This is a genomic window from Maribacter chungangensis, assembly GCF_042676845.1.
In the GTDB taxonomy this organism is placed as follows: domain Bacteria; phylum Bacteroidota; class Bacteroidia; order Flavobacteriales; family Flavobacteriaceae; genus Maribacter; species Maribacter chungangensis.
This window is the reverse complement of sequence record NZ_JBHTHY010000006.1, coordinates 462,659-482,587: the sequence shown is the minus strand read 5'-3', so window position 1 is coordinate 482,587 and position 19,929 is coordinate 462,659. Positions and strand designations below refer to the sequence as shown.

Below are 19,929 nucleotides of genomic sequence, written 5' to 3'. Positions count from 1 at the left end.
AAATTCCTTAGCTATGAAATAGTGGGAAAGAAAAGAATCTTACTTGTTGTTGAAATTAAGCAGGTTTTGTAGTCGCAGTTGAAATTGCTTAGCGGCCTGTTCCAAATTTCGTGTAGATAATTTGCGATCTAATTCATCTGCAAAGGACTCCTTTGTTAAATTTTCTAATTCTTTTTCCAAAGTAGACGAGTCGGATGTTGTTTGAGCGGCATTTTTTGATTTTAAAGCTTCCAATTCTGCATCCATAGCTTCAAGGTCTATCCCGTGAACGTATTTATCGTATAATTTTACCCTCACGAGGTACACAAACGGAATTATAACCATACAGATGGGTAGCAGCCATAGTAGGTTTTCACTATCAACATACTTATCATCCGAATAAACAACTTCAAAAATTTGAAAAGAGTACATGGTAATAGGTATCAGTATAGCATGATACCACCAATGTTTACAAGTAAAAAACCAAATAAATAATAAATACAAGGGGATAAATTTACCTAGCAGAAACCATACATAAGTACTTACATCGGCAAACTGATTCTGACCTATGGTAAAGCCTAAAACCTCAAATGTTTCGTTTGGATTTCTTGGGAGATATTCATGTATTTTGAAAACAAAAGGGGCCATAACTACAAAAAAAACCATAGCAGAATCTATGAAAATTCTATACTTGGCTTGCTTTCTTTTTGATGAGAGACCTTCCTTCATTATCACTCTTGTTTGGGGAACAATAATAAGGAAACGAAAAAAAGGGCAATTTATTGATTGCCCTTTCTTTTTTTTTGATAATTATTTATCTGTCTTTCCTGTTCGGAATCTTAACTTTTGTTTTGTCAACGCCTGTAGTTGTGGCCTCTTTATCTATCGTTAAGGCTGGGGCAACGGTTGCTAAAAGAAAAATTCCCAAGGCAATGGAGGCTAAAATGTTCTTTTTGTTTTTCATTTTCGTTAGGGGTTTTTGATTAAAGTTTACATAATGTCTATCCCAAATGTAAGAAATAAAGTACACCTGTTATGTTTTTAAACGTTAAAATCATGCATTTTAACGTTTAAAACTTACATTTTAACGAAAAACAGGTAATTCATCGAAATAAATACAATAAAACAGAAGCGTAGATTCTGGCAAACCAGAACCATGTTTAGCTCTGCCACCTTGGTTGCCGGCAAGTTCGGGTTTTAATATTTAATTCTTCGTTGCTTGGGACTTAGGATTTCTATTTCGATTCTTGTGGTATCCCTAGGTAGCAAACTCGGAATTTTTTCGGGCCATTCCATAAAAATCCATGCGTCGGAATTCAAATAATCCTCCAAGCCCATATCCATAGCCTCCATTTCATCCTCTAACCGATAAAAATCAAAATGATAGGCTAGTATTGCTCCGTTACTATCATGATATTCGTTGACCAGTCCAAATGTTGGACTACTTACCGTATCCGTACTTCCCAGTTCCTTAACCAGTTCTTTAATCAATGTGGTTTTACCGGCACCCATAGGGGCGTAGAAGGCTAGACATTTTGTTGAAACGCTTGCTATAATTTCTTTAGTTATCTGATTGATTTGATTTTCGGAGTAGGAGCTGTTTTTCATCTGCAGAAACATGGGAATTTATATTAGAATAAAACGTTTATTAAAAAATACGCTAATTCTTCTGTTGTTCAATATCAACATTATGAAGTCATTTAAACTTTTTCTGTTCGCTAAAAAATTGCTCTTTTTCGCCGCGCGCTGCAGCTGGCTCCTCATTCAAAAGCCAAATTATTGGCTTTTGTTTCGGCCCTGTCTTTTTTTCCTTCCATAGCGGTGGTATGCAACTCAAAAAAGCCTTCAAATGGTCATAAAATTGCTAATTTTCGCTTGAACGTGAAAAGTTTAAACCACTTCTATTACTTAGCCTCCAACACCACAAAAGGAATAATCATTTCCTCCAAGCTTACCCCGCCGTGCTGGTAGGTATTTCTATAATAGCTTACATAATGGTTGTAGTTATTCGGGTAGGCAAAAAACAAATCGTTCTTTGCAAAAATATAGGAACTGCTCATGTTTATGCTAGGTAAATAAATGCTTTTCGGGTCTTTGGCTGCCAGAACATCGTTATCCTCATACGTAAGGCTCCTGCCCGTTTTGTAGCGTAAATTTAGACTCGTTTCCCTATCGCCTATAACCTTGGACGGCGATTTTACGTTGATCGTACCATGATCGGTCGTTATAATTAGTTTCATGCCCATCTGCTGAGCCTGCTGAATAATTTCCAACAGTGGAGAATTCTTGAACCAGCTTTGTGTTAGCGAACGGTAGGCCTTATCATTAGAGGCGAGCTCTTTTATCACTTCCATTTCTGTCTTGGAATGGGAGAGCATATCTACAAAATTGTACACGATGACCGTTAAATCGTTATCCTGTTGTGATTTAAAATTTTGGGACAATTGTTTACCTTGTTTTAAACTGCTTATTTTATGATAGTCCCATTTAATAGTAAGCCCTAGCCGCTTTAGCTGTTCTTCTAAAAATTGGTCCTCAAACAAGTTTTTCCCCCCTTCATCCGTATCGTTTTTCCACCAATCCGGGTATTTTTTTTCCATATCCAAAGGGGTAAGTCCAGAAAATATGGCATTTCTGGCATATTGTGTAGCTGTGGGTAATATACTGAAATAGCTTTTTTCCTTCTGCTTCTTATAAAAGGTATTTACCGTGTCCTCAAAGGCATACCACTGGTCGTATCTAAGGTTGTCTACGACCACCAATAGGGTTTTGGAATCCTTCAACTCTGGCGCTATCCATTTTTTAAAAAGGGTATGGGAAAGCACAGGGGCATCATTACCGGAAAACCAATCCTCGTAGTTTTTATCCACAAACTTTCCAAATTGGTTGTTCGCTTCTACTTTCTGGGACTCCAGAATTTCGAACATACCGCTATCTTCAATTTGTTCCAATTGTAGTTCCCAGTAAATTAGTTTTTTATAAAGTTCGGCCCACTCCCCATAGGAATTTACCATGGAAAGATCCATTGCAATTTTACGGAACTCTTGCTGATAATTGCTGGTAGTCTTCTCCGACACCAAACGAGAGTGATCTAAATTCTTTTTGAGCGACAATAAAATTTGGTTCGGATTCACCGGTTTAATTAGATAGTCTGCAATCTTGGATCCAATGGCTTCCTCCATTATAAATTCTTCCTCACTTTTTGTAATCATAACAACAGGTATAGAGGCATCCATCACCTTAATTTCGTTCAAGGTTTCCAAACCGGAAATTCCGGGCATATTCTCGTCCAAAAACACAATGTCTACCGGTGTCTGCTCTAGTTCTTCCAAGGCATCCCTACCACTTTGTGAGGTAATTACTTCGTAGCCTTTTCCTTCTAAAAATATAATATGTGGTTTTAGTAGGTCGATCTCGTCATCTACCCAAAGTATTTTTATTTTATTCATCTTATGTTTTGTTTGCCCTAAGTACGGTAACCAGACTCTGGCATTGTTCTAAATTTCCTATTCTAATTTTTATACGCCTATTTTCATCACCCAATACCCTTTGACCGTTAAGTTTAGGCTGGATTCAAACTCAAGTTCAAACGCAGATACAAACTCAAATATCAAATTCAAACTTAAGGATGAAATTCAAATATATGGTTGAACCTAAAACAACTATTGAACTTTTAATCTTGAACCTTTCAACCTATAATCCTCATTCTGCGGCCAGACCTTGAGCCTTAAAAATGCCTAACTTTGTAATTGATTCAAAAAAAACTTCATCTTGTCCAAATCAAACAAACTCAAAATATTCAATGATCCAATTTACGGATTTATTAGAATCCCGAATCCCCTCGTATTTGACCTCATTGCGCACCCTTACTTTCAACGGCTTCGTAGAATATCCCAAATGGGCCTATCCTATTTAGTGTATCCCGGAGCACACCATACACGTTTTCATCATGCCTTAGGCTGTGTGCATCTTATGCAGAAATCGGTACAAGTACTTCGTTTTAAGGGTGTTGTTATTTCTGAGGAAGAGGAGCAAGGGCTACTTTGTGCCATACTTTTGCACGACATAGGCCACGGACCTTTCTCACATGCCATGGAACATAGCATTGTAGAAGGGGTAAGCCATGAATATATTTCCAGAAAATTCATGCAAGAACTCAATACACTTTTTAACGGAAGTTTAACGGTTGCCCTTTCTATCTTCACAGGTAACCACCCCAAAAAATTCTTGAATCAACTGGTGAGTAGCCAATTGGATGTAGACAGACTGGATTATTTAAAGCGAGATAGTTTTTATACCGGAGTAGCGGAGGGTAATACCAACTCTGACCGTCTTATTACTATGCTTAATGTTGTTGATGGGGAATTGGTAGTGGAGGAGAAAGGAATTTACTCCGTAGAAAAGTTCTTGATGGCGCGTCGTTTTATGTATTGGCAGGCCTACTTGCACAAGACAGGTGTTGTAGCCGAACAACTACTTATTAGTATCTTAAAACGCGCCCGTTTTCTTATTTCTGAAGGTGTGGCCCTAAAGGCAAGTACTTCATTGCTGTACTTTTTATCTACCGCCGTTGATAAAGAGAATTTTGACTCCAAAATACTTGATGTTTTTGCAAAGTTGGATGATGTGGATATTCTCTCTGCTCTAAAGGAATGGGAATATTCAAACGATTTTGTGTTGTCCGAACTTTGTAAAATGATAGTCAACAGGCGTTTATTGCATATTAAAATAAAGAAAGAACCTATTTCCCAAAAACGATTTAACGAAAAGTTTCAGGAAATTAAAAAAGACTATCGACTTAACGACGACGAAACAGGCTATTTTGTCTTTAAGGGAAGATTGGAGAACAAAGCTTACGATCGCTACGAGCAGAATATAAATATTTTAAAGAAAAACGGAAAAATTGTGGATGTTGCTACATTATCGGACCACCTTAATCTGAACGCGCTTTCCAAAACCGTAACCAAATATTATATCTGTTACCCCAAAGATGCCGTTTAACTATTTTTCTTACTTTTGCACTCATGGTATTTACAGCGGGTCAAATTGCAGGTATTTTAGAAGGAGAAGTACAAGGAAATGCAGAGATAGCGGTACATAAACTTTCAAAAATAGAGGAAGGTGAAAAGGGGTCTTTGACATTTTTGGCCAACCCCAAGTACACCTCGTTTATCTATAGTACCAAAGCTTCCGTAACCATAGTCAACAAGGATTTTGTTCCGGAACAAACCTATACCACCACATTGATAAAAGTGAAGGACGCTTACGAATCCTTCTCAAAGCTACTCGAATATTATAATCAGGCAAAAGATAACAAGGTAGGGATAGAATCCCCTGTGTTTAAATCCGATACCGTTTCTTATGGAGAAAATCTTTATTTGGGAGCATTTTCCTATATCGGTGACAACGTAAGCATAGGGAATAATGTAAAGATTTATCCCAATGTATATATTGGGGAGAATGTGAAGATCGGAGATGATGTTACCGTCTTCGCGGGGGCAAAAATTTATTCGGAAACAAGCATTGGAAATAATTGTGTTATCCATAGCGGTGCCATCTTAGGAGCCGATGGATTTGGGTTTGCACCTAATAACAAGGGAGAATTCAAGAAGATTCCGCAAACGGGTAACGTAATCATAGAGGATAATGTGGACGTTGGTGCAGGAACCACTATAGACAGAGCCACGTTGGGATCTACTATTCTAAGAAAAGGTGTAAAATTGGATAACCAAATACAGATTGCCCATAATGTTGAAATTGGCGAGCATACGGTTATCGCGGCACAGACCGGTGTCGCAGGCTCTACAAAAATTGGGAAGCATTGTATGATCGGGGGGCAAGTAGGTATCGTAGGCCATATTGTTATTGGAAATCATGTTAAAATACAGGCACAATCCGGAATAGGAAGAAATGTAAAGGATAATGAGGTACTACAAGGTTCCCCGGCATTAAACTATGGGGATTACAACAAATCCTACGTTTACTTTAAAAACTTACCAAAAATAATAGATAGAATAGATAACCTTGAAAAAAAGGAAAGATGATGAAGACAACAACAGATAAGCAACGTACCATAGGGAAGGAAGTTTCTCTTACGGGCGTTGGTTTGCATACCGGTGCCAACGTTACTCTTAAATTTTTACCGGCGGGGGAAAACCATGGATATGCCTTTAAACGAGTAGATCTGGAAGGGCAGCCTATTATAGAAGCCGATGCAAATTACGTCATCAATACACAAAGAGGTACGAATTTGGAAAAAAGAGGTGTTAAGATACAGACCTCCGAGCATGTGCTTGCCGCTTTGGTAGGAATGGAAATAGATAATGTCCTAATTGAGTTAGATGCTCCGGAACCACCAATAATGGACGGTTCTTCCAAATATTTTGTCGCCGCCCTGGAGGAAGCGGGTATTGTAGAGCAAAAAGCGGCCCGAAATGTTTACGTGGTTAAAGAAGTTATCTCTTATAAGGATGAAGCTACCGGAAGTGATATCACCGTAATCCCTTCCGATGAATATCAGGTGACCACAATGGTCGATTTTGGCACCAAAGTTCTAGGAACTCAAAATGCCACTTTGGAGAGCCTTTCGGATTTTAAGACAGAAATAGCGGACGCGCGTACCTTTAGTTTTCTCCATGAATTGGAAATGCTATTGGAAAACGGGCTTATTAAAGGAGGCGATTTAAACAATGCTATCGTTTATGTAGATAAGGAGATTTCGGATGAAACCATGAAAAGACTGGAGAAAGCATTTAATAAAAAGAAGCTTTCGGTAAAACCAAACGGAATTCTTGATAATTTAACCCTGCACCAGCCCAATGAGGCTGCACGTCATAAACTTTTAGATGTTATTGGTGACCTGGCGCTAACCGGTACCAGAATACAAGGTAAGGTCATTGCCAACAAACCGGGTCATTATGTGAACACGCAGTTTGCAAAAAAATTATCCAATATCATTAAGTTGGAAAAGCGGAACAATGTGCCTAAATATGACTTAAGCCTGCCACCGTTTATGGACATCCATCAAATTATGGCCATGTTACCGCATAGACCGCCGTTCCTTTTAATAGACCGTATCATAGAGCTCTCCGAGCAGCACGTTGTCGGGATGAAGAATGTTACCATGAACGAGCCTTTCTTTGTTGGGCATTTTCCAGGGGCGCCTGTAATGCCTGGCGTACTCCAAGTAGAGGCAATGGCACAAACAGGAGGTATTCTTGTACTTAGTACGGTGCCTGATCCGGAAAACTACTTGACCCTATTCATGAAAATAGATAAGGTGAAGTTTAAGAGGCCCGTTTTGCCGGGAGACACCCTAATTTTTCATTGTAGCTTGATCACTCCGATCAGGAGGGGAATTTGTCACATGCAAGCCTATGCGTATGCCAATGATAAATTGGTAAGCGAGGCCGAAATGATGGCACAAATAGTTAAAAGAACATAGTATGAATCAGCCATTGGCTTATATACATCCCGGGGCAAAAATCTCCAAAAACGTTGTAGTGGAACCATTTACTACAATTCATAATAACGTAGTTATAGGCAGCGGAACTTGGATAGGTTCCAACGTTACCATAATGGAAGGTGCCAGAATAGGAAAGAATTGTAATATTTTTCCAGGAGCGGTAATCTCGGCACCACCTCAGGATCTTAAATACGACGGAGAGGACACTACGGTCATCATAGGAAATAACACAACCATTCGAGAATGTGCTACTATTCATAAGGGCACATCGGATAGGATGAAGACGGTAATTGGTAAGAACTGTCTTATTATGGCCTATTGCCATATTGCCCATGATTGTTTGGTGGGGGACAATTGTATTTTTTCCAATAATTCTACCCTGGCTGGCCATGTAACTATAGGGGATAACGTTATTCTTGCGGGATTGGTTGCCGTGCATCAATTTGTATCTATTGGTCAGCATGCCTTTGTTACCGGCGGGTCTTTGGTGCGTAAAGACGTTCCACCTTATGTGAAGGCTGCTCGGGAACCTTTGTCTTATGTGGGTATAAATTCCGTTGGACTGAGAAGAAGAGGATTTACCTCCGAAAAAATACGTGAAGTACAGAATATTTACAGGATACTGTATCAAAAAAATTATAACAACAGTCAGGCCGTGCAAATCATCGAGGCCGAAATGGAAGCTACACCGGAAAGAGACGAAATCCTCCAATTTATAAGGGACTCCCAAAGGGGTATAATGAAAGGTTATTTTAGTAATAACTAAGCGTTGAAACCCTTATCAACAAAATTAGAAAATCATTATCTTAAAAATAAATAAATGGCAACTACATCCGATATTAGAAAAGGACTTTGTATTCGATATAACAATGATATCTATAAAATTATCGATTTTCAACATGTTAAGCCTGGGAAAGGGCCTGCATTCGTAAGAACAAAATTAAAAAGTGTAGCTACTGGTAAGGTACTGGACAACACCTTTTCTGCAGGCCATAAAATTGAGGACGTTAGGGTAGAGACCCGCTCGTACCAGTATTTATATCCAGAGGGAACTACGTATCATTTTATGAATACCGATGATTACAACCAAATCACCTTGGAGGAAAGTGCCTTAGATGCGCCAGGGCTGTTAAAGGAAGGTGAGGTAGTCAAGATTATGTTCAATACGGAGGATAGCTTGCCCTTATCCGTAGATATGCCGGCAAGTGTTATTTTGGAAGTTACCTACACAGAACCTGGTGTAAAAGGAAATACCGCTACAAATGCAACAAAACCTGCAAAGGTAGAAACAGGGGCGGAGGTAAACGTGCCATTGTTTATAAATGAAGGTGATAAAATTAAGATAGATACCTCTAACGGCGCTTACATGGAGCGCGTAAAAGAATAAACTTGAAATTCCCTACCACTTTTTCCTTGAAACAAATAGCGGAGATAATCGGGGCTACTTTTGAAGGCCCAGAGGATTTTCCGGTATTGGGCATGAATGAAATTCATGTAGTGACAGAAGGGGATATCGTATTTGTGGACCATCCAAAATATTATGATAAAGCTTTGGAATCAAAGGCCACGATCATTTTAATTAACAAAAAGGTAGATTGTCCTAAGGGCAAGGCACTGCTGGTTTCTAACGATCCGTTTCGTGATTTTAACACTCTCACTCATTATTTTAGACCTTTTGAGGAGGCTAATAAGACCATTGCAAGTTCTGCGATTATTGGAAAGAATACTGTTTTACAACCCAATGTTTTTATAGGGAACAATGTTCTTATAGGCGATAACTGCAGAATACATTCCAACGTCAGCATTTATGACAATTGCGTTATCGGAAACAACGTAACCATACATGCGGGCAGTGTGTTGGGCGGAGATGCCTTTTATTATAAAAATAGACCGGAAGGATATGACAAGTTACTTTCCGGCGGACGTGTAGTTATAGAAGATAATGTAGATATCGGTGCTTTGTGCACCATAGATAAGGGCGTAACGGGCGACACGACAATTGGTAAAGGGACAAAGTTGGATAATCAAGTACATGTTGGGCACGACACCATGATCGGCAAAAAGTGCTTAATTGCCTCCCAGACCGGTATCGCCGGATGCGTTATCATAGAAGATGAGGTAACCATCTGGGGACAAGTTGGTACCAACAGCGGAATAACCATTGGAAAGAAAGCGGTAATTATGGGGCAGACCGGTGTAACCAAATCCGTAGCGGGGGGTAAAAGCTATTTTGGCACGCCCATAGCCGAGTCTAGGGAAAAATTCAAACAAATGGCCTACATAAAACAGATTCCCGAACTAATTAAAAAGATAGATGCTAAACTGCCTTAGTAATTGGTGCGCCATTTTGGTAAATAAATACCAAAGGCATACTTCTAGTCGGGTCTTGGAGTAGATAAATCTCGATTATCGAGTAAATAAGAAGAAGAATGCTTTAGTATTCATTGCCAAACATATATTTTTGTGTAGTTAAAAATAAAAATCAACAGCAGTATGAGTGTTTTAGTTAATAAAGATTCCAAAATAATTGTACAAGGATTTACCGGAAGCGAGGGTACGTTCCATGCAGAACAAATGATAGCGTACGGTACCAACTTGGTCGGCGGTGTAACCCCCGGTAAAGGCGGTCAAGAGCATCTTGGAAAACCGGTTTTTAATACCGTATCCGAAGCCGTTGATAAAGTAGGAGCAGATACGACCATAATCTTTGTTCCACCTGCGTTTGCGGCAGATGCCATTATGGAGGCTGCCAATGCGGGAATCAAGGTGATTATAACCATTACGGAAGGTATTCCTATTGCGGACATGGTGAAAGCGGCCAATTATATAAAGAACATGGATTGTAGGCTTATTGGTCCTAATTGTCCCGGTGTGATAACGCCAGGAGAAGCCAAGGTAGGTATTATGCCGGGCTTTGTTTTCCAAAAAGGGAACATTGGCATCGTATCCAAATCGGGTACGTTAACGTACGAAGCGGCAGATCAAGTAGTGCGCCAAGGATTGGGAATCACGACCGCCATAGGTATCGGTGGGGATCCAATTATCGGAACCACTACAAAAGAAGCTGTTGAATTATTGATTAACGATCCAGAAACGGAATGTGTGGTTATGATCGGTGAGATCGGTGGGCAATTGGAAGCAGATGCTGCGCAATGGTATAAGCAAAGTGGTAGTAAAAAACCTATTGTTGGATTTATAGCCGGAGAAACTGCTCCCGCAGGAAGAACCATGGGACATGCCGGCGCCATTGTTGGAGGAAGCGATGATACCGCACAAGCGAAAAAGAGAATTATGCGAGAATGTGGAATTCATGTAGTGGATTCTCCGGCAGAGATTGGCCTCAAAGTAAAAGAAGTGATGGGGTAATTCACTTTTTGGGTAAAATTTTTTACATCAAATTAGATAAATGAATCCATCGGTCTTACGCTTAAGTCGATGGATTTTTACTTGTAATTTTTTAAATAGTTAGGAAAGCTGTCCTATCGTTTGGTCTTATAAAATCAACATACCATCAACCTAAAAGAATACGTATGAAACTACTAGAGGGAAAAAATGTAATTATTACGGGTGCTAGCCGAGGAATAGGAATGGGCATCGCTAAAGTATTTGCCGACCACGGAGCCAATATTGCCTTCACCTATAGCGCTAGTGAGGCACCAGCTTTGGCCTTAGAAAAGGAACTTACCGAAAAGGGTGTCAAAGCAAAGGCATATAAGAGCAATGCGGCCAATTTTAATGAAGCCGATGAATTGGTAAATAATGTGTTGAAAGATTTTGATGGCGTCATTGATGTATTGATCAATAATGCAGGAATTACAAAGGACAACCTTTTGATGCGCATGTCAGAGGCAGATTTTGATACCGTAATAGATATCAACCTTAAATCGGTTTTTAACATGACAAAAGCGGTTCAACGAACCCTTTTGAAGCAGCGAAAAGGGTCTATTATAAATATGAGTAGCGTAGTAGGGGTAAAGGGCAATGCCGGACAGACGAACTACGCAGCCTCAAAAGCTGGAATGATCGGGTTTACCAAGTCGGTGGCATTGGAACTGGGATCTAGAAATATTCGTTGCAATGCTATTGCGCCAGGTTTCATAGAGACCGAAATGACGGATAAACTTGATGAGAAAACAGTGCAGGGCTGGAGAGATGGTATTCCGTTAAAACGCGGTGGTTCTACCGAAGATATTGCAAATGCCTGTTTGTTTTTTGCATCGGACCTCTCATCCTATGTTACAGGTCAAGTGCTAAATGTTGACGGCGGCATGTTGACCTAGATATTAGGGCATAACCTTAAAAACAAACTATGATATACGTTACTACAGCAGCTATTGCCGGTAGGGAAATAACAGCATCCTTAGGAACGGTACGCGGTAGTACCGTAAGGGCAAGAAACGTTGGTCGCGATCTCTTTGCCGATCTAAAAAACATTGTGGGCGGTGAGATTTCGGAATATACAAAACTACTGGCGCAATCTAGGGAGCAGGCCATCAAACGCATGTTGGACGATGCCGGGAATTTGGGTGCCGATGCTATAGTTAACGTAAGGTTTACGACCTCCCAAGTTATGCAAGGTGCCGCGGAAATGTTGGCTTATGGCACGGCTGTGAAATTAAAATAGGCTTTTGATGAAACAGTTCCCCATAGGGTTTATGATATTGATTTATGGGGTAGTTTTTTGTATACTGATCTATATTATTTTTAAACGGTTGGCCGATAGGAAAAAGGAAGATTTTGAGAAGCGAGACAATTAGCCTATGCAAACAAACACCGTACTATTTATAATTTTAGCTGCGCTCCTGTCGGTAACCATAGTATATTTTCAATACTATTTTAGGGGCAAACATAAAGGGATACTGCCTATTGTGCTCTCCTTACTCCGGTTTATTGGCATTTTTGGTTTGTTGCTCTTGCTCATAAACCCAAAGTTTTCCAAGGTAAGCTATACTTTGGAAAAACCCAATTTGGCGGTTCTTATAGACAATTCAACCTCGGTAAAAGCTTTTGGGGAAAGGGTAAAAGAGATAAGGTCGGCGTTTGATACCCATCCGGAGCTATCAAATCGTTTTGATTTAGTCTTCTATCAGTTCGGAAAAAGCCTAGCCCCCTTGGACAGTCTTGCTTTTACCGATGTACAGACCAATATTCAAAAACCGATAGCGACCTTAACGGACGTTTATGCAAGAAGAAATACGGCAATGGTACTGGTTTCCGATGGTAATCAAAATATAGGTAGAGCGTATACCTTTTCAGATAAAGTAAAAACGCCACCGATATATACCATAACCGTTGGGGACACTACAACATACGAAGACTTAAGCATTGGTCCCATCAATACCAACAAGTATGCTTTCTTGAACAATAAATACCCATTGGAAACCTATGTATCCTACCAAGGGCCAGGAAAAGTCAAAGCAAACGTGCAAATTAAGGTAGATGGCACATCTGTCTATTCGGAACAACTAAATTTATCAAAGAATAATAACCTACAGAGCATAAATTCCCTTATCACCGCAAACAACGTAGGTGTAAAATCGATAAATGTATCCGTACGGTCATTACCTGCCGAGCGTAACACTATCAATAATACCCGAACAACGTCCGTAGAGGTCATTGACGAAAAAACCACGGTTGCATTGGTTACGGATCTTGTTCACCCAGATTTGGGAGCCTTTAAAAAGAGTATTGAAAGCAATGAACAACGGCAGGTACTATTGGTAAAACCAGCTGCAAACGTTTCGGAATTGGAGGAGGTCGATCTATTTATCCTGTATCAGCCAAATACTGCATTCAGGAACATATTTGAGTTTATTGAACAAAAGCGGGCAAACATGCTTATCGTTACCGGTGTACATACGGATTTTGGTTTTTTGAACAACATCCAAGAAGACTTTAAAATTGAAAACGGTTACCCCCAGCAAGAGGTTTTCGGTAATTTGAATTCCGGTTTTTCAAAATTTGACATTAGCGATTTTGATCTAAGTGACTTCCCGCCACTTGAAAGTGACGCTGGCCCTTTGAATCTTGACCAAGCTGGTGAAACCTTATTGGGTACTACCATTAAAGGTTTGGACATGAATTCACCTTTATTGACCGTATTTGGCGAGGATACCAGGAAAAAAGCCCTGTTATTGGGAGAAGGGTTATGGAAATGGAGGGTGCAGTCTTTTAGAAATACCGGGGATTTTTCCAATATAGATGCCTTCTTCGGAAAGTTGATACGATACCTATCTGCCAATGCCACTAAAAACCGCTTGAACGTTACGTATAACAATACTTATGAAGGAAGCAATACGGCTTACATTTCTGCCACATATTTTGATGAAACGTATGTTTTTGACCCCAATGTACAAATTGAAATTTCTATTTTAAACAGGGAAACAAAAGCCATGCAAGAGATGCCAATGGTTTTAAAAAATGCATATTTTGAAGCGGATCTAACGAATTTGCCTCCTGGGGAATATGAGTTTACAGTGCAGGTAAAAGGTGAAGATTTTAAAGAAACCGGACTGTTTACCATATCCAATTTTGATTTGGAAAAACAGTTTGTTTCCAGTAATTATCGAAAGATGCAAGAGCTCGCCAAAAACTCGGGAGGAATCCACTCTTTTTCTTCGGATTATGAAGAGGTAATTGCAGCGTTAATTTCTTCCCAAGCCTATGTTCCTACCCAGAAAAGCAAGGAAAATAGTGTATCTTTGATCGATTTTAAAATACTCATGGGCTTCATTGTTTTGGCCTTCGCATTAGAGTGGTTTATTAGAAAATATAACGGATTAATTTAAAAGAAGACTACTATGGACAAATTACCTAAGATTGCTTTGCCGGCAATATTTATATTTATTTTAGTGACAATTCTAATTTCAAAATCTGCTGTCACCATCGATTCCGGCCAGGCCGGCGTACTGTATAAAACCTTTGGCGGAGGTGTGGTAACCGACGAGCCTCCTATGGGAGAGGGTTTTCATATTGTAGCCCCTTGGAACAGGGTATACATTTACGAAGTTCGGCAACAGGAAGTTTTGGAAAAAATGAACGTGCTTTCCAGTAACGGATTGGATATAAAATTGGAAGCATCGGCATGGTTTGAGCCTATGAGACAGCAACTTGGAAAATTACACCAAGAAAAGGGTGAGGCGTATGTGCAACGTGTTCTTTTGCCTACCATACGTTCCGCGGCACGCTCCGTTGTTGGGCGTTACACACCAGAGCAATTGTATTCCAGCAAGCGAGATGCCATACAGCAGGAAATTTTTGACGAGACACAAAAAATTGTGGAAGGGCAATATATTCAGCTCAATGAAATTTTGGTGCGCGACGTAACCTTACCACCCACGATCAAAGATGCGATCGAGCGTAAGTTGAAACAGGAACAAGAGTCCTTGGAATATGAGTTCCGCTTGGTTACCGCTTCCAAAGAGGCCGAAAAAGTTAGAATCGAGGCCCAAGGTAAAGCAGATGCCAACCGTATTTTAAGTGCCTCCTTAAATGACCAGATCTTAAAGGATAAAGGTATCGATGCCACGCTAAAATTGGCCGAGTCTCCTAATGCCAAAGTAGTTATCGTTGGGGGTGGAGACGAAGGTTTACCTTTAATTTTAGGAAATAACTAAAAAACGTTTAGTACTATTTTTGTTTCATTTTAAACTTTTGCTTTGTGAAATCAGAAATAGGTTTTACTTTTACACTATAATGAGAAACAGAACTACACATCATCATTTCCGATCACACGCGCAAGCGAGGTAGGAATGTATTGTCGTAGTTACAACATATTTTAAAAACCCGTTTGAGCAATCAAGCGGGTTTTGTTTTTGAACCTTTTTGGTTGCTTGGAATAAATGACACTCAAATGACAAAAATTAGAATTGCTATTCAAAAATCAGGAAGGCTTAATGAAGACTCCCTTCAAATTCTTAAAGACTGTGGAATCTCTATTGATAATGGAAAGGATCAGTTAAAGGCATCTAGCCGAAACTTTCCAATGGAGGTATTTTACCTTCGAAATGGGGATATTCCTCAATACCTAAGGGATGGGGTAGTAGATATTGCCATTATTGGCGAAAATGTATTGATCGAAAAAGGAGACGATATCATAGTGGCAGAACGACTCGGCTTTTCTAAGTGCAAGGTATCTTTGGCCGTTCCAAAATCGTTCAAGTATACCTCTATTCAAGATTTTGAAGGAAAGCGTATCGCGACCTCGTATCCGAACACGGTCATCAACTATTTGAAAGAAAAAGGCATAAAGGCAGATTTACATATTATTAACGGTTCCGTGGAAATTGCACCTAATATAGGTTTGGCAGATGGTATCTGTGATATTGTTTCGAGCGGGAGTACTTTGTTCAAGAATAATTTGAAGGAGGTTGAAGTACTATTGAAAAGTGAAGCCGTTCTAGCGGTGTCCCCCTCTATATCAGAAGAATGTAAGGACATTTTAAAAAAGCTACAGTTTAGGATTCAGTCGGTTCTTAGGGCCAGACAGTCCAAGTATGTGTTGCTAAACGCGCCAAACGATAGACTAAATGAAATTTTGGCATTGCTGCCGGGAATGCGCAGTCCAACGGTTTTACCCTTGGCTGACGAACGTTGGAGCTCCGTGCATACGGTAATACAAAAGGATACGTTTTGGGAGGTTATAGATGAATTAAAAGCAGCGGGCGCCGAAGGTATTTTAGTATGTCCAATTGAAAAGATGGTGCTCTAGGCCCAACCTAAGATCTCCTAAGCGGAGGAACAAATACAAGACAAATGAATAAAATATATAATCCAATAAAAGCAGAATGGAAGGATGTTTTAAAACGCCCCACACAAACCCTCGCCGCTATTGAAGATACGGTCAACACCATATTTTCTGAAGTAGAGCAAGATGGTGATACTGTAATTTCGAAGTATACGAAGCAGTTTGATGGGGTACATCTAGATTCATTTTTGGTCTCAGAATCAGAACTTTTGCAAGCTCAAGCATTGGTTTCAGAAGAACTAAAACAAGCGATTCAACTGGCAAAAAGTAATATTGAGGTCTTTCACAAAGCCCAAATTTCGGAAAAGGTAGCAGTAGAAACTACCAAAGGCGTTACATGCTGGCAAGAAAAAAGACCCATACAAAAAGTGGGGCTATACATTCCCGGAGGTACGGCACCCTTATTTTCTACAATTTTAATGTTGGCGGTACCGGCAACAATAGCCGGATGTAAAGAAATTGTTCTCTGTTCCCCACCAAATAAAGAGGGCAAACTACACCCAGCTATCCTGTATACGGCATCACTTTGTGGTGTAACCAAGATAATAAAAGCAGGAGGGATCCAAGCCATTGCCGGGCTGACTTTTGGTACGGAAACCGTACCCCGGGTATATAAGATTTTTGGGCCTGGAAATCAATATGTAACGGTTGCAAAACAAATTGCCACCAAACATGGAGTCGCTATCGATATGCCGGCGGGCCCAAGCGAATTGTTGGTTGTAGCGGACGATACCGCAAACGCCGCCTTTGTAGCATCCGATTTATTGAGCCAGGCAGAGCACGGTATTGACAGTCAGGTAATTTTGGTATCGACCTCCAAGAATATGATAGCAGCCGTTGAAAAGGAAGTCGCCTTACAATTAGAAGAGCTACCAAGGAAAGAGATTGCCAGGCAGGCAATTGCAAACAGTAAATTGATCTATGTTGAAGATGACCAAACGGCTCTTGATTTAATAAACGAGTATGGCCCGGAGCATTATATTGTCTGTGTAGCGAACGAGGATTTTTATGTAGATAATATTGTAAATGCAGGCTCGGTCTTTATTGGAAACTACACGCCGGAAAGTGCCGGGGACTATGCATCGGGCACCAACCACACCCTACCCACCAATGGCTATGCCAAGCAGTACAGTGGTGTGAATTTGGATAGTTTTATGAAGGCCATAACCTTTCAAAAAATAAATGAAACGGGTATAAAGGCCATAGGAAAGGCAATAGAGCTCATGGCGGAAGCTGAAGGGCTGCAGGCGCACAAAAACGCGGTTACGCTGCGTTTAAATAGTTTAAAATAGAAGGTGTCTATAAACTAGCTCTTCGACTGCGCTCAGCAGGACACAAAATATAGTTTACGAGGATTAACAATATACCAGTCTGAGCGCCCACCTGAATTGCAAGCGAGGCAGGCAGTCGAAGACCTTTATAGTTTACACATGTTTACCATAAAGAAAGTATATAAGAATTAACATAGGAATGAACTTTGATCTAGATAAGATAACACGGGAAAACGTAAAAGGATTAAAACCCTATTCCTCCGCACGGGATGAATACGTTTCCGATGGCTCCACTATGGTATTTTTGGACGCCAATGAGAATCCGTTCGAAAATGGCACCAATCGGTATCCGGATCCGCAACAGCGAAGTCTAAAGGCTGTCCTAGCGGCGCAAAAAGGGATTCAAGAGGGGAACATACTCTTGGGTAATGGTAGCGACGAAGTTTTGGACCTATTGTTCAGGGCCTTTTGTGAACCGGCAAAGGACAACATCATTACCTTGCCGCCAACGTACGGCATGTATCAGGTATTATCCGGTATCAATTCCGTAGAAAACCGAACTGTGCTCCTAGATGCCGATTTTCAGCCGAACGTTGATGCTATACTAGCAGTAGCGGATAACAATTCGAAGCTAATGTTTCTTTGTTCGCCCAACAATCCAACGGGCAATGGTATATCGACCCAAAAGATCAGCAGGTTATTAACAGCATTCAAAGGCTTGGTGGTTATCGATGAAGCCTATATCGATTTTTCAACGGAAGAAAGCTGGGTGTCAAAGCTATCGGAATATCCAAACCTCGTCGTAACCCAAACCTTGTCTAAAGCCTATGGCATGGCGGGAATACGCTTAGGAATGTGTATGGCATCCACCGAAATTATAGCGGTGCTCAACAAAATAAAGCCGCCCTATAACGTAAACGAGTTAACGCAACAAAGTGCCTTGCAACGCGTATCCGACCCAAAAGCGGTACAACAGGAGGTGAATTTAATCCTTGGCGAGCGGCAGCGGCTACATACGGCATTAGAGACTGTCTCTTTCGTTTCCAAAGTCTATCCTTCGGATGCCAATTTTATATTGGCCAAAGTGGATAATGCAACACTACGTTATAACCAATTGGTAGACCAGGGAATCGTAGTCCGTAACCGAACAACGCAACCCTTATGCGAAAACACCATGCGCTTTACGGTCGGAACACCGGAGGAAAATAAAAAATTAATCACTGCATTAACATCATTAGTATGATCGACGAAAAAAAATCCCAACCTAAAGCTCGCCGTGTTCTCTTCATAGACCGCGACGGCACCATCATAAAAGAAACCGTAGACGAACAGATAGATGCCTTTGAAAAAATGGTATTCTATCCCAAAGCCTTTACCTTTTTAGGTAAAATTGCGAAGGAACTGGACTATGAACTGGTAATGATTACCAATCAAGACGGACTCGGAACCGATGTATTTCCTGAAGATACCTTTTGGCCGGTTCACAACTTTATACTCAAATCTTTTGAAAACGAAGGAATCGTTTTTGATAAGGTTTTTCTGGACCGGACTTTTCCGCACGAAAATGCGAACACCAGAAAACCGGGAACAGGTCTATTGTCGGAGTATTTCTCCGAGGAGTACGATCTTAAGAACTCCTTCGTCATCGGTGACCGTTTAACGGATATAGAGCTGGCCAAAAATTTGGGGGCAAAAGGAATTTTTATCAATGACGACACCCATTTGGGAACCGGGGAAATTACCGTAAAAAGAGATGAATTGGATACGGTTATTGCACTGGAAACCAATGATTGGGAAAAAATATATGAGTTTTTAAAATTGAAGGAGCGAACTGCTGAAATCACCAGAAAGACCAACGAGACGGATATCCAGATAACGCTGAATTTGGATGGCACGGGTAAAAGTGATATTACAACGGGACTCGCATTTTTTGATCACATGCTGGACCAACTGGCGCGCCACGGACAAATGGACCTGAGTATAAAAGTAGATGGGGATTTGGAGGTGGACGAGCACCATACGATAGAAGATACCGGAATTGCCTTGGGAGAGGTATTTCATAATGCCCTTGGTAACAAATTGGGCATAGAGCGCTATGGCTTCTGTTTGCCCATGGACGATTGTTTGGCCCAAGTGGCCATCGATTTTGGGGGCAGAAACTGGTTGGTATGGGAGGCCGATTTTAAACGGGAAAAAGTAGGGGATATGCCTACGGAAATGTTCCATCATTTCTTTAAATCGTTCACGGACGGTGCCAAGGCCAACCTGAACATCAAAGCGGAGGGCACCAACGAACACCATAAAATCGAAGCTATTTTTAAAGCCTTTGCCAAGGCCATTAAAATGTCGGTAAAACGAGATGTGGAAAAAATGGTTTTGCCGAGTACCAAAGGGGTGTTGTAAAAGCCCCCTAAAGGCCCCCTAGCCCCCAAAGGGGGGGGCACCCAATCTTATGTGTAAAAACCCAT

General features: G+C 40.6%; 20 protein-coding genes. 16 read left to right on the top strand and 4 right to left on the bottom strand.

Annotated elements, in window-relative coordinates:
• Window positions 1-39: 39 nt before the first annotated feature.
• From ACFQZJ_RS10170 to porX, 4 genes are all read right to left on the bottom strand, one after another.
• Window positions 40-708, bottom strand: coding sequence for a hypothetical protein (locus tag ACFQZJ_RS10170; protein WP_379934309.1), 669 nt, complete (start codon window positions 706-708; stop codon window positions 40-42).
• Between the two features lie 85 nt (window positions 709-793).
• Window positions 794-943, bottom strand: coding sequence for a hypothetical protein (locus tag ACFQZJ_RS10165; protein WP_379934308.1), 150 nt, complete (start codon window positions 941-943; stop codon window positions 794-796).
• 233 nt (window positions 944-1,176) lie between these two features.
• On the bottom strand, window positions 1,177-1,599 hold the full coding sequence (tsaE, locus tag ACFQZJ_RS10160; protein ID WP_379934306.1) for a tRNA (adenosine(37)-N6)-threonylcarbamoyltransferase complex ATPase subunit type 1 TsaE: 423 nt from the start codon (window positions 1,597-1,599) through the stop codon (window positions 1,177-1,179).
• A gap of 284 nt (window positions 1,600-1,883) precedes the next feature.
• Window positions 1,884-3,428 carry a T9SS response regulator signal transducer PorX gene (gene porX, locus ACFQZJ_RS10155; protein WP_379934305.1) on the bottom strand — a complete coding sequence of 515 codons (1,545 nt, stop codon included), beginning with the start codon at window positions 3,426-3,428 and terminating at the stop codon, window positions 1,884-1,886.
• A gap of 322 nt (window positions 3,429-3,750) precedes the next feature.
• Here porX and ACFQZJ_RS10150 point away from each other — a divergent pair, with 322 nt between their 5' ends.
• The 16 genes from ACFQZJ_RS10150 (at window position 3,751) to hisB (ending at window position 19,864) form a co-directional block, all read left to right on the top strand.
• Window positions 3,751-4,980, top strand: coding sequence for an HD domain-containing protein (locus ACFQZJ_RS10150; RefSeq protein ID WP_379934304.1), 1,230 nt, complete (start codon window positions 3,751-3,753; stop codon window positions 4,978-4,980).
• Between the two features lie 23 nt (window positions 4,981-5,003).
• On the top strand, window positions 5,004-6,023 hold the full coding sequence (gene lpxD, locus ACFQZJ_RS10145; protein WP_379934302.1) for a UDP-3-O-(3-hydroxymyristoyl)glucosamine N-acyltransferase: 1,020 nt from the start codon (window positions 5,004-5,006) through the stop codon (window positions 6,021-6,023).
• Window positions 6,023-7,423 (top strand): bifunctional UDP-3-O-[3-hydroxymyristoyl] N-acetylglucosamine deacetylase/3-hydroxyacyl-ACP dehydratase, encoded by a 1,401-nt coding sequence (locus ACFQZJ_RS10140; RefSeq protein WP_379934433.1) that lies wholly within the window; start codon window positions 6,023-6,025, stop codon window positions 7,421-7,423. The genes lpxD and ACFQZJ_RS10140 overlap by 1 nt, the downstream gene beginning before the upstream one ends.
• 1 nt (window position 7,424) lies before the next feature.
• On the top strand, window positions 7,425-8,210 hold the full coding sequence (lpxA, locus tag ACFQZJ_RS10135; RefSeq protein ID WP_379934300.1) for an acyl-ACP--UDP-N-acetylglucosamine O-acyltransferase: 786 nt from the start codon (window positions 7,425-7,427) through the stop codon (window positions 8,208-8,210).
• A gap of 54 nt (window positions 8,211-8,264) precedes the next feature.
• Window positions 8,265-8,831 (top strand): elongation factor P, encoded by a 567-nt coding sequence (gene efp / locus ACFQZJ_RS10130; RefSeq protein ID WP_379934299.1) that lies wholly within the window; start codon window positions 8,265-8,267, stop codon window positions 8,829-8,831.
• Between the two features lie 2 nt (window positions 8,832-8,833).
• On the top strand, window positions 8,834-9,775 hold the full coding sequence (locus tag ACFQZJ_RS10125; protein ID WP_379934297.1) for a UDP-3-O-(3-hydroxymyristoyl)glucosamine N-acyltransferase: 942 nt from the start codon (window positions 8,834-8,836) through the stop codon (window positions 9,773-9,775).
• Between the two features lie 162 nt (window positions 9,776-9,937).
• Window positions 9,938-10,810 carry a succinate--CoA ligase subunit alpha gene (sucD, locus tag ACFQZJ_RS10120; RefSeq protein ID WP_379934295.1) on the top strand — a complete coding sequence of 291 codons (873 nt, stop codon included), beginning with the start codon at window positions 9,938-9,940 and terminating at the stop codon, window positions 10,808-10,810.
• 164 nt (window positions 10,811-10,974) lie between these two features.
• Window positions 10,975-11,724: a 3-oxoacyl-[acyl-carrier-protein] reductase gene (gene fabG, locus ACFQZJ_RS10115; RefSeq protein ID WP_379934293.1), complete on the top strand. Its 750-nt coding sequence runs from the start codon at window positions 10,975-10,977 to the stop codon at window positions 11,722-11,724.
• A 29-nt stretch (window positions 11,725-11,753) separates the two neighbouring features.
• Window positions 11,754-12,068, top strand: coding sequence for a YbjQ family protein (locus ACFQZJ_RS10110; protein WP_379934292.1), 315 nt, complete (start codon window positions 11,754-11,756; stop codon window positions 12,066-12,068).
• A gap of 7 nt (window positions 12,069-12,075) precedes the next feature.
• On the top strand, window positions 12,076-12,201 hold the full coding sequence (locus tag ACFQZJ_RS10105; protein ID WP_379934290.1) for a hypothetical protein: 126 nt from the start codon (window positions 12,076-12,078) through the stop codon (window positions 12,199-12,201).
• 3 nt (window positions 12,202-12,204) lie between these two features.
• The gene (locus tag ACFQZJ_RS10100) at window positions 12,205-14,232 is read left to right on the top strand and encodes a VWA domain-containing protein (protein ID WP_379934289.1); all 2,028 of its coding nucleotides are present in this window, start codon (window positions 12,205-12,207) and stop codon (window positions 14,230-14,232) included.
• 12 nt (window positions 14,233-14,244) lie between these two features.
• Complete coding sequence (locus ACFQZJ_RS10095) at window positions 14,245-15,060, top strand: prohibitin family protein (protein ID WP_379934288.1); 816 nt, start codon at window positions 14,245-14,247, stop codon at window positions 15,058-15,060.
• Window positions 15,061-15,296: 236 nt separating this feature from the next.
• Complete coding sequence (gene hisG, locus ACFQZJ_RS10090; RefSeq protein ID WP_379934286.1) at window positions 15,297-16,154, top strand: ATP phosphoribosyltransferase; 858 nt, start codon at window positions 15,297-15,299, stop codon at window positions 16,152-16,154.
• A gap of 44 nt (window positions 16,155-16,198) precedes the next feature.
• Window positions 16,199-17,482: a histidinol dehydrogenase gene (gene hisD, locus ACFQZJ_RS10085; protein WP_379934284.1), complete on the top strand. Its 1,284-nt coding sequence runs from the start codon at window positions 16,199-16,201 to the stop codon at window positions 17,480-17,482.
• 178 nt (window positions 17,483-17,660) lie between these two features.
• Window positions 17,661-18,704 (top strand): histidinol-phosphate transaminase, encoded by a 1,044-nt coding sequence (gene hisC, locus ACFQZJ_RS10080; RefSeq protein WP_379934283.1) that lies wholly within the window; start codon window positions 17,661-17,663, stop codon window positions 18,702-18,704.
• Window positions 18,701-19,864, top strand: a complete 1,164-nt coding sequence (gene hisB, locus ACFQZJ_RS10075) for a bifunctional histidinol-phosphatase/imidazoleglycerol-phosphate dehydratase HisB (protein WP_379934281.1) — start codon at window positions 18,701-18,703, stop codon at window positions 19,862-19,864. Before hisC ends, hisB begins: the two co-directional genes overlap by 4 nt.
• The last annotated feature ends 65 nt before the right edge of the window (window positions 19,865-19,929 follow it).

What these genes read in the sequence shown, in the direction of transcription:
- ACFQZJ_RS10095 (WP_379934288.1), top strand. Translation starts at nt 14,245, where the DNA reads ATGGACAAATTACCTAAGATTGCTTTGCCGGCAATATTTATATTTATT.
- hisB (WP_379934281.1), top strand. Translation starts at nt 18,701, where the DNA reads ATGATCGACGAAAAAAAATCCCAACCTAAAGCTCGCCGTGTTCTCTTC.
- lpxD (WP_379934302.1), top strand. Translation starts at nt 5,004, where the DNA reads ATGGTATTTACAGCGGGTCAAATTGCAGGTATTTTAGAAGGAGAAGTA.
- ACFQZJ_RS10170 (WP_379934309.1), bottom strand. Translation starts at nt 708, where the DNA reads ATGAAGGAAGGTCTCTCATCAAAAAGAAAGCAAGCCAAGTATAGAATT.
- hisD (WP_379934284.1), top strand. Translation starts at nt 16,199, where the DNA reads ATGAATAAAATATATAATCCAATAAAAGCAGAATGGAAGGATGTTTTA.
- hisG (WP_379934286.1), top strand. Translation starts at nt 15,297, where the DNA reads ATGACAAAAATTAGAATTGCTATTCAAAAATCAGGAAGGCTTAATGAA.
- tsaE (WP_379934306.1), bottom strand. Translation starts at nt 1,599, where the DNA reads ATGTTTCTGCAGATGAAAAACAGCTCCTACTCCGAAAATCAAATCAAT.
- ACFQZJ_RS10105 (WP_379934290.1), top strand. Translation starts at nt 12,076, where the DNA reads ATGAAACAGTTCCCCATAGGGTTTATGATATTGATTTATGGGGTAGTT.
- ACFQZJ_RS10165 (WP_379934308.1), bottom strand. Translation starts at nt 943, where the DNA reads ATGAAAAACAAAAAGAACATTTTAGCCTCCATTGCCTTGGGAATTTTT.
- ACFQZJ_RS10100 (WP_379934289.1), top strand. Translation starts at nt 12,205, where the DNA reads ATGCAAACAAACACCGTACTATTTATAATTTTAGCTGCGCTCCTGTCG.
- hisC (WP_379934283.1), top strand. Translation starts at nt 17,661, where the DNA reads ATGAACTTTGATCTAGATAAGATAACACGGGAAAACGTAAAAGGATTA.
- porX (WP_379934305.1), bottom strand. Translation starts at nt 3,428, where the DNA reads ATGAATAAAATAAAAATACTTTGGGTAGATGACGAGATCGACCTACTA.
- lpxA (WP_379934300.1), top strand. Translation starts at nt 7,425, where the DNA reads ATGAATCAGCCATTGGCTTATATACATCCCGGGGCAAAAATCTCCAAA.
- sucD (WP_379934295.1), top strand. Translation starts at nt 9,938, where the DNA reads ATGAGTGTTTTAGTTAATAAAGATTCCAAAATAATTGTACAAGGATTT.
- ACFQZJ_RS10140 (WP_379934433.1), top strand. Translation starts at nt 6,023, where the DNA reads ATGAAGACAACAACAGATAAGCAACGTACCATAGGGAAGGAAGTTTCT.
- fabG (WP_379934293.1), top strand. Translation starts at nt 10,975, where the DNA reads ATGAAACTACTAGAGGGAAAAAATGTAATTATTACGGGTGCTAGCCGA.
- ACFQZJ_RS10110 (WP_379934292.1), top strand. Translation starts at nt 11,754, where the DNA reads ATGATATACGTTACTACAGCAGCTATTGCCGGTAGGGAAATAACAGCA.
- efp (WP_379934299.1), top strand. Translation starts at nt 8,265, where the DNA reads ATGGCAACTACATCCGATATTAGAAAAGGACTTTGTATTCGATATAAC.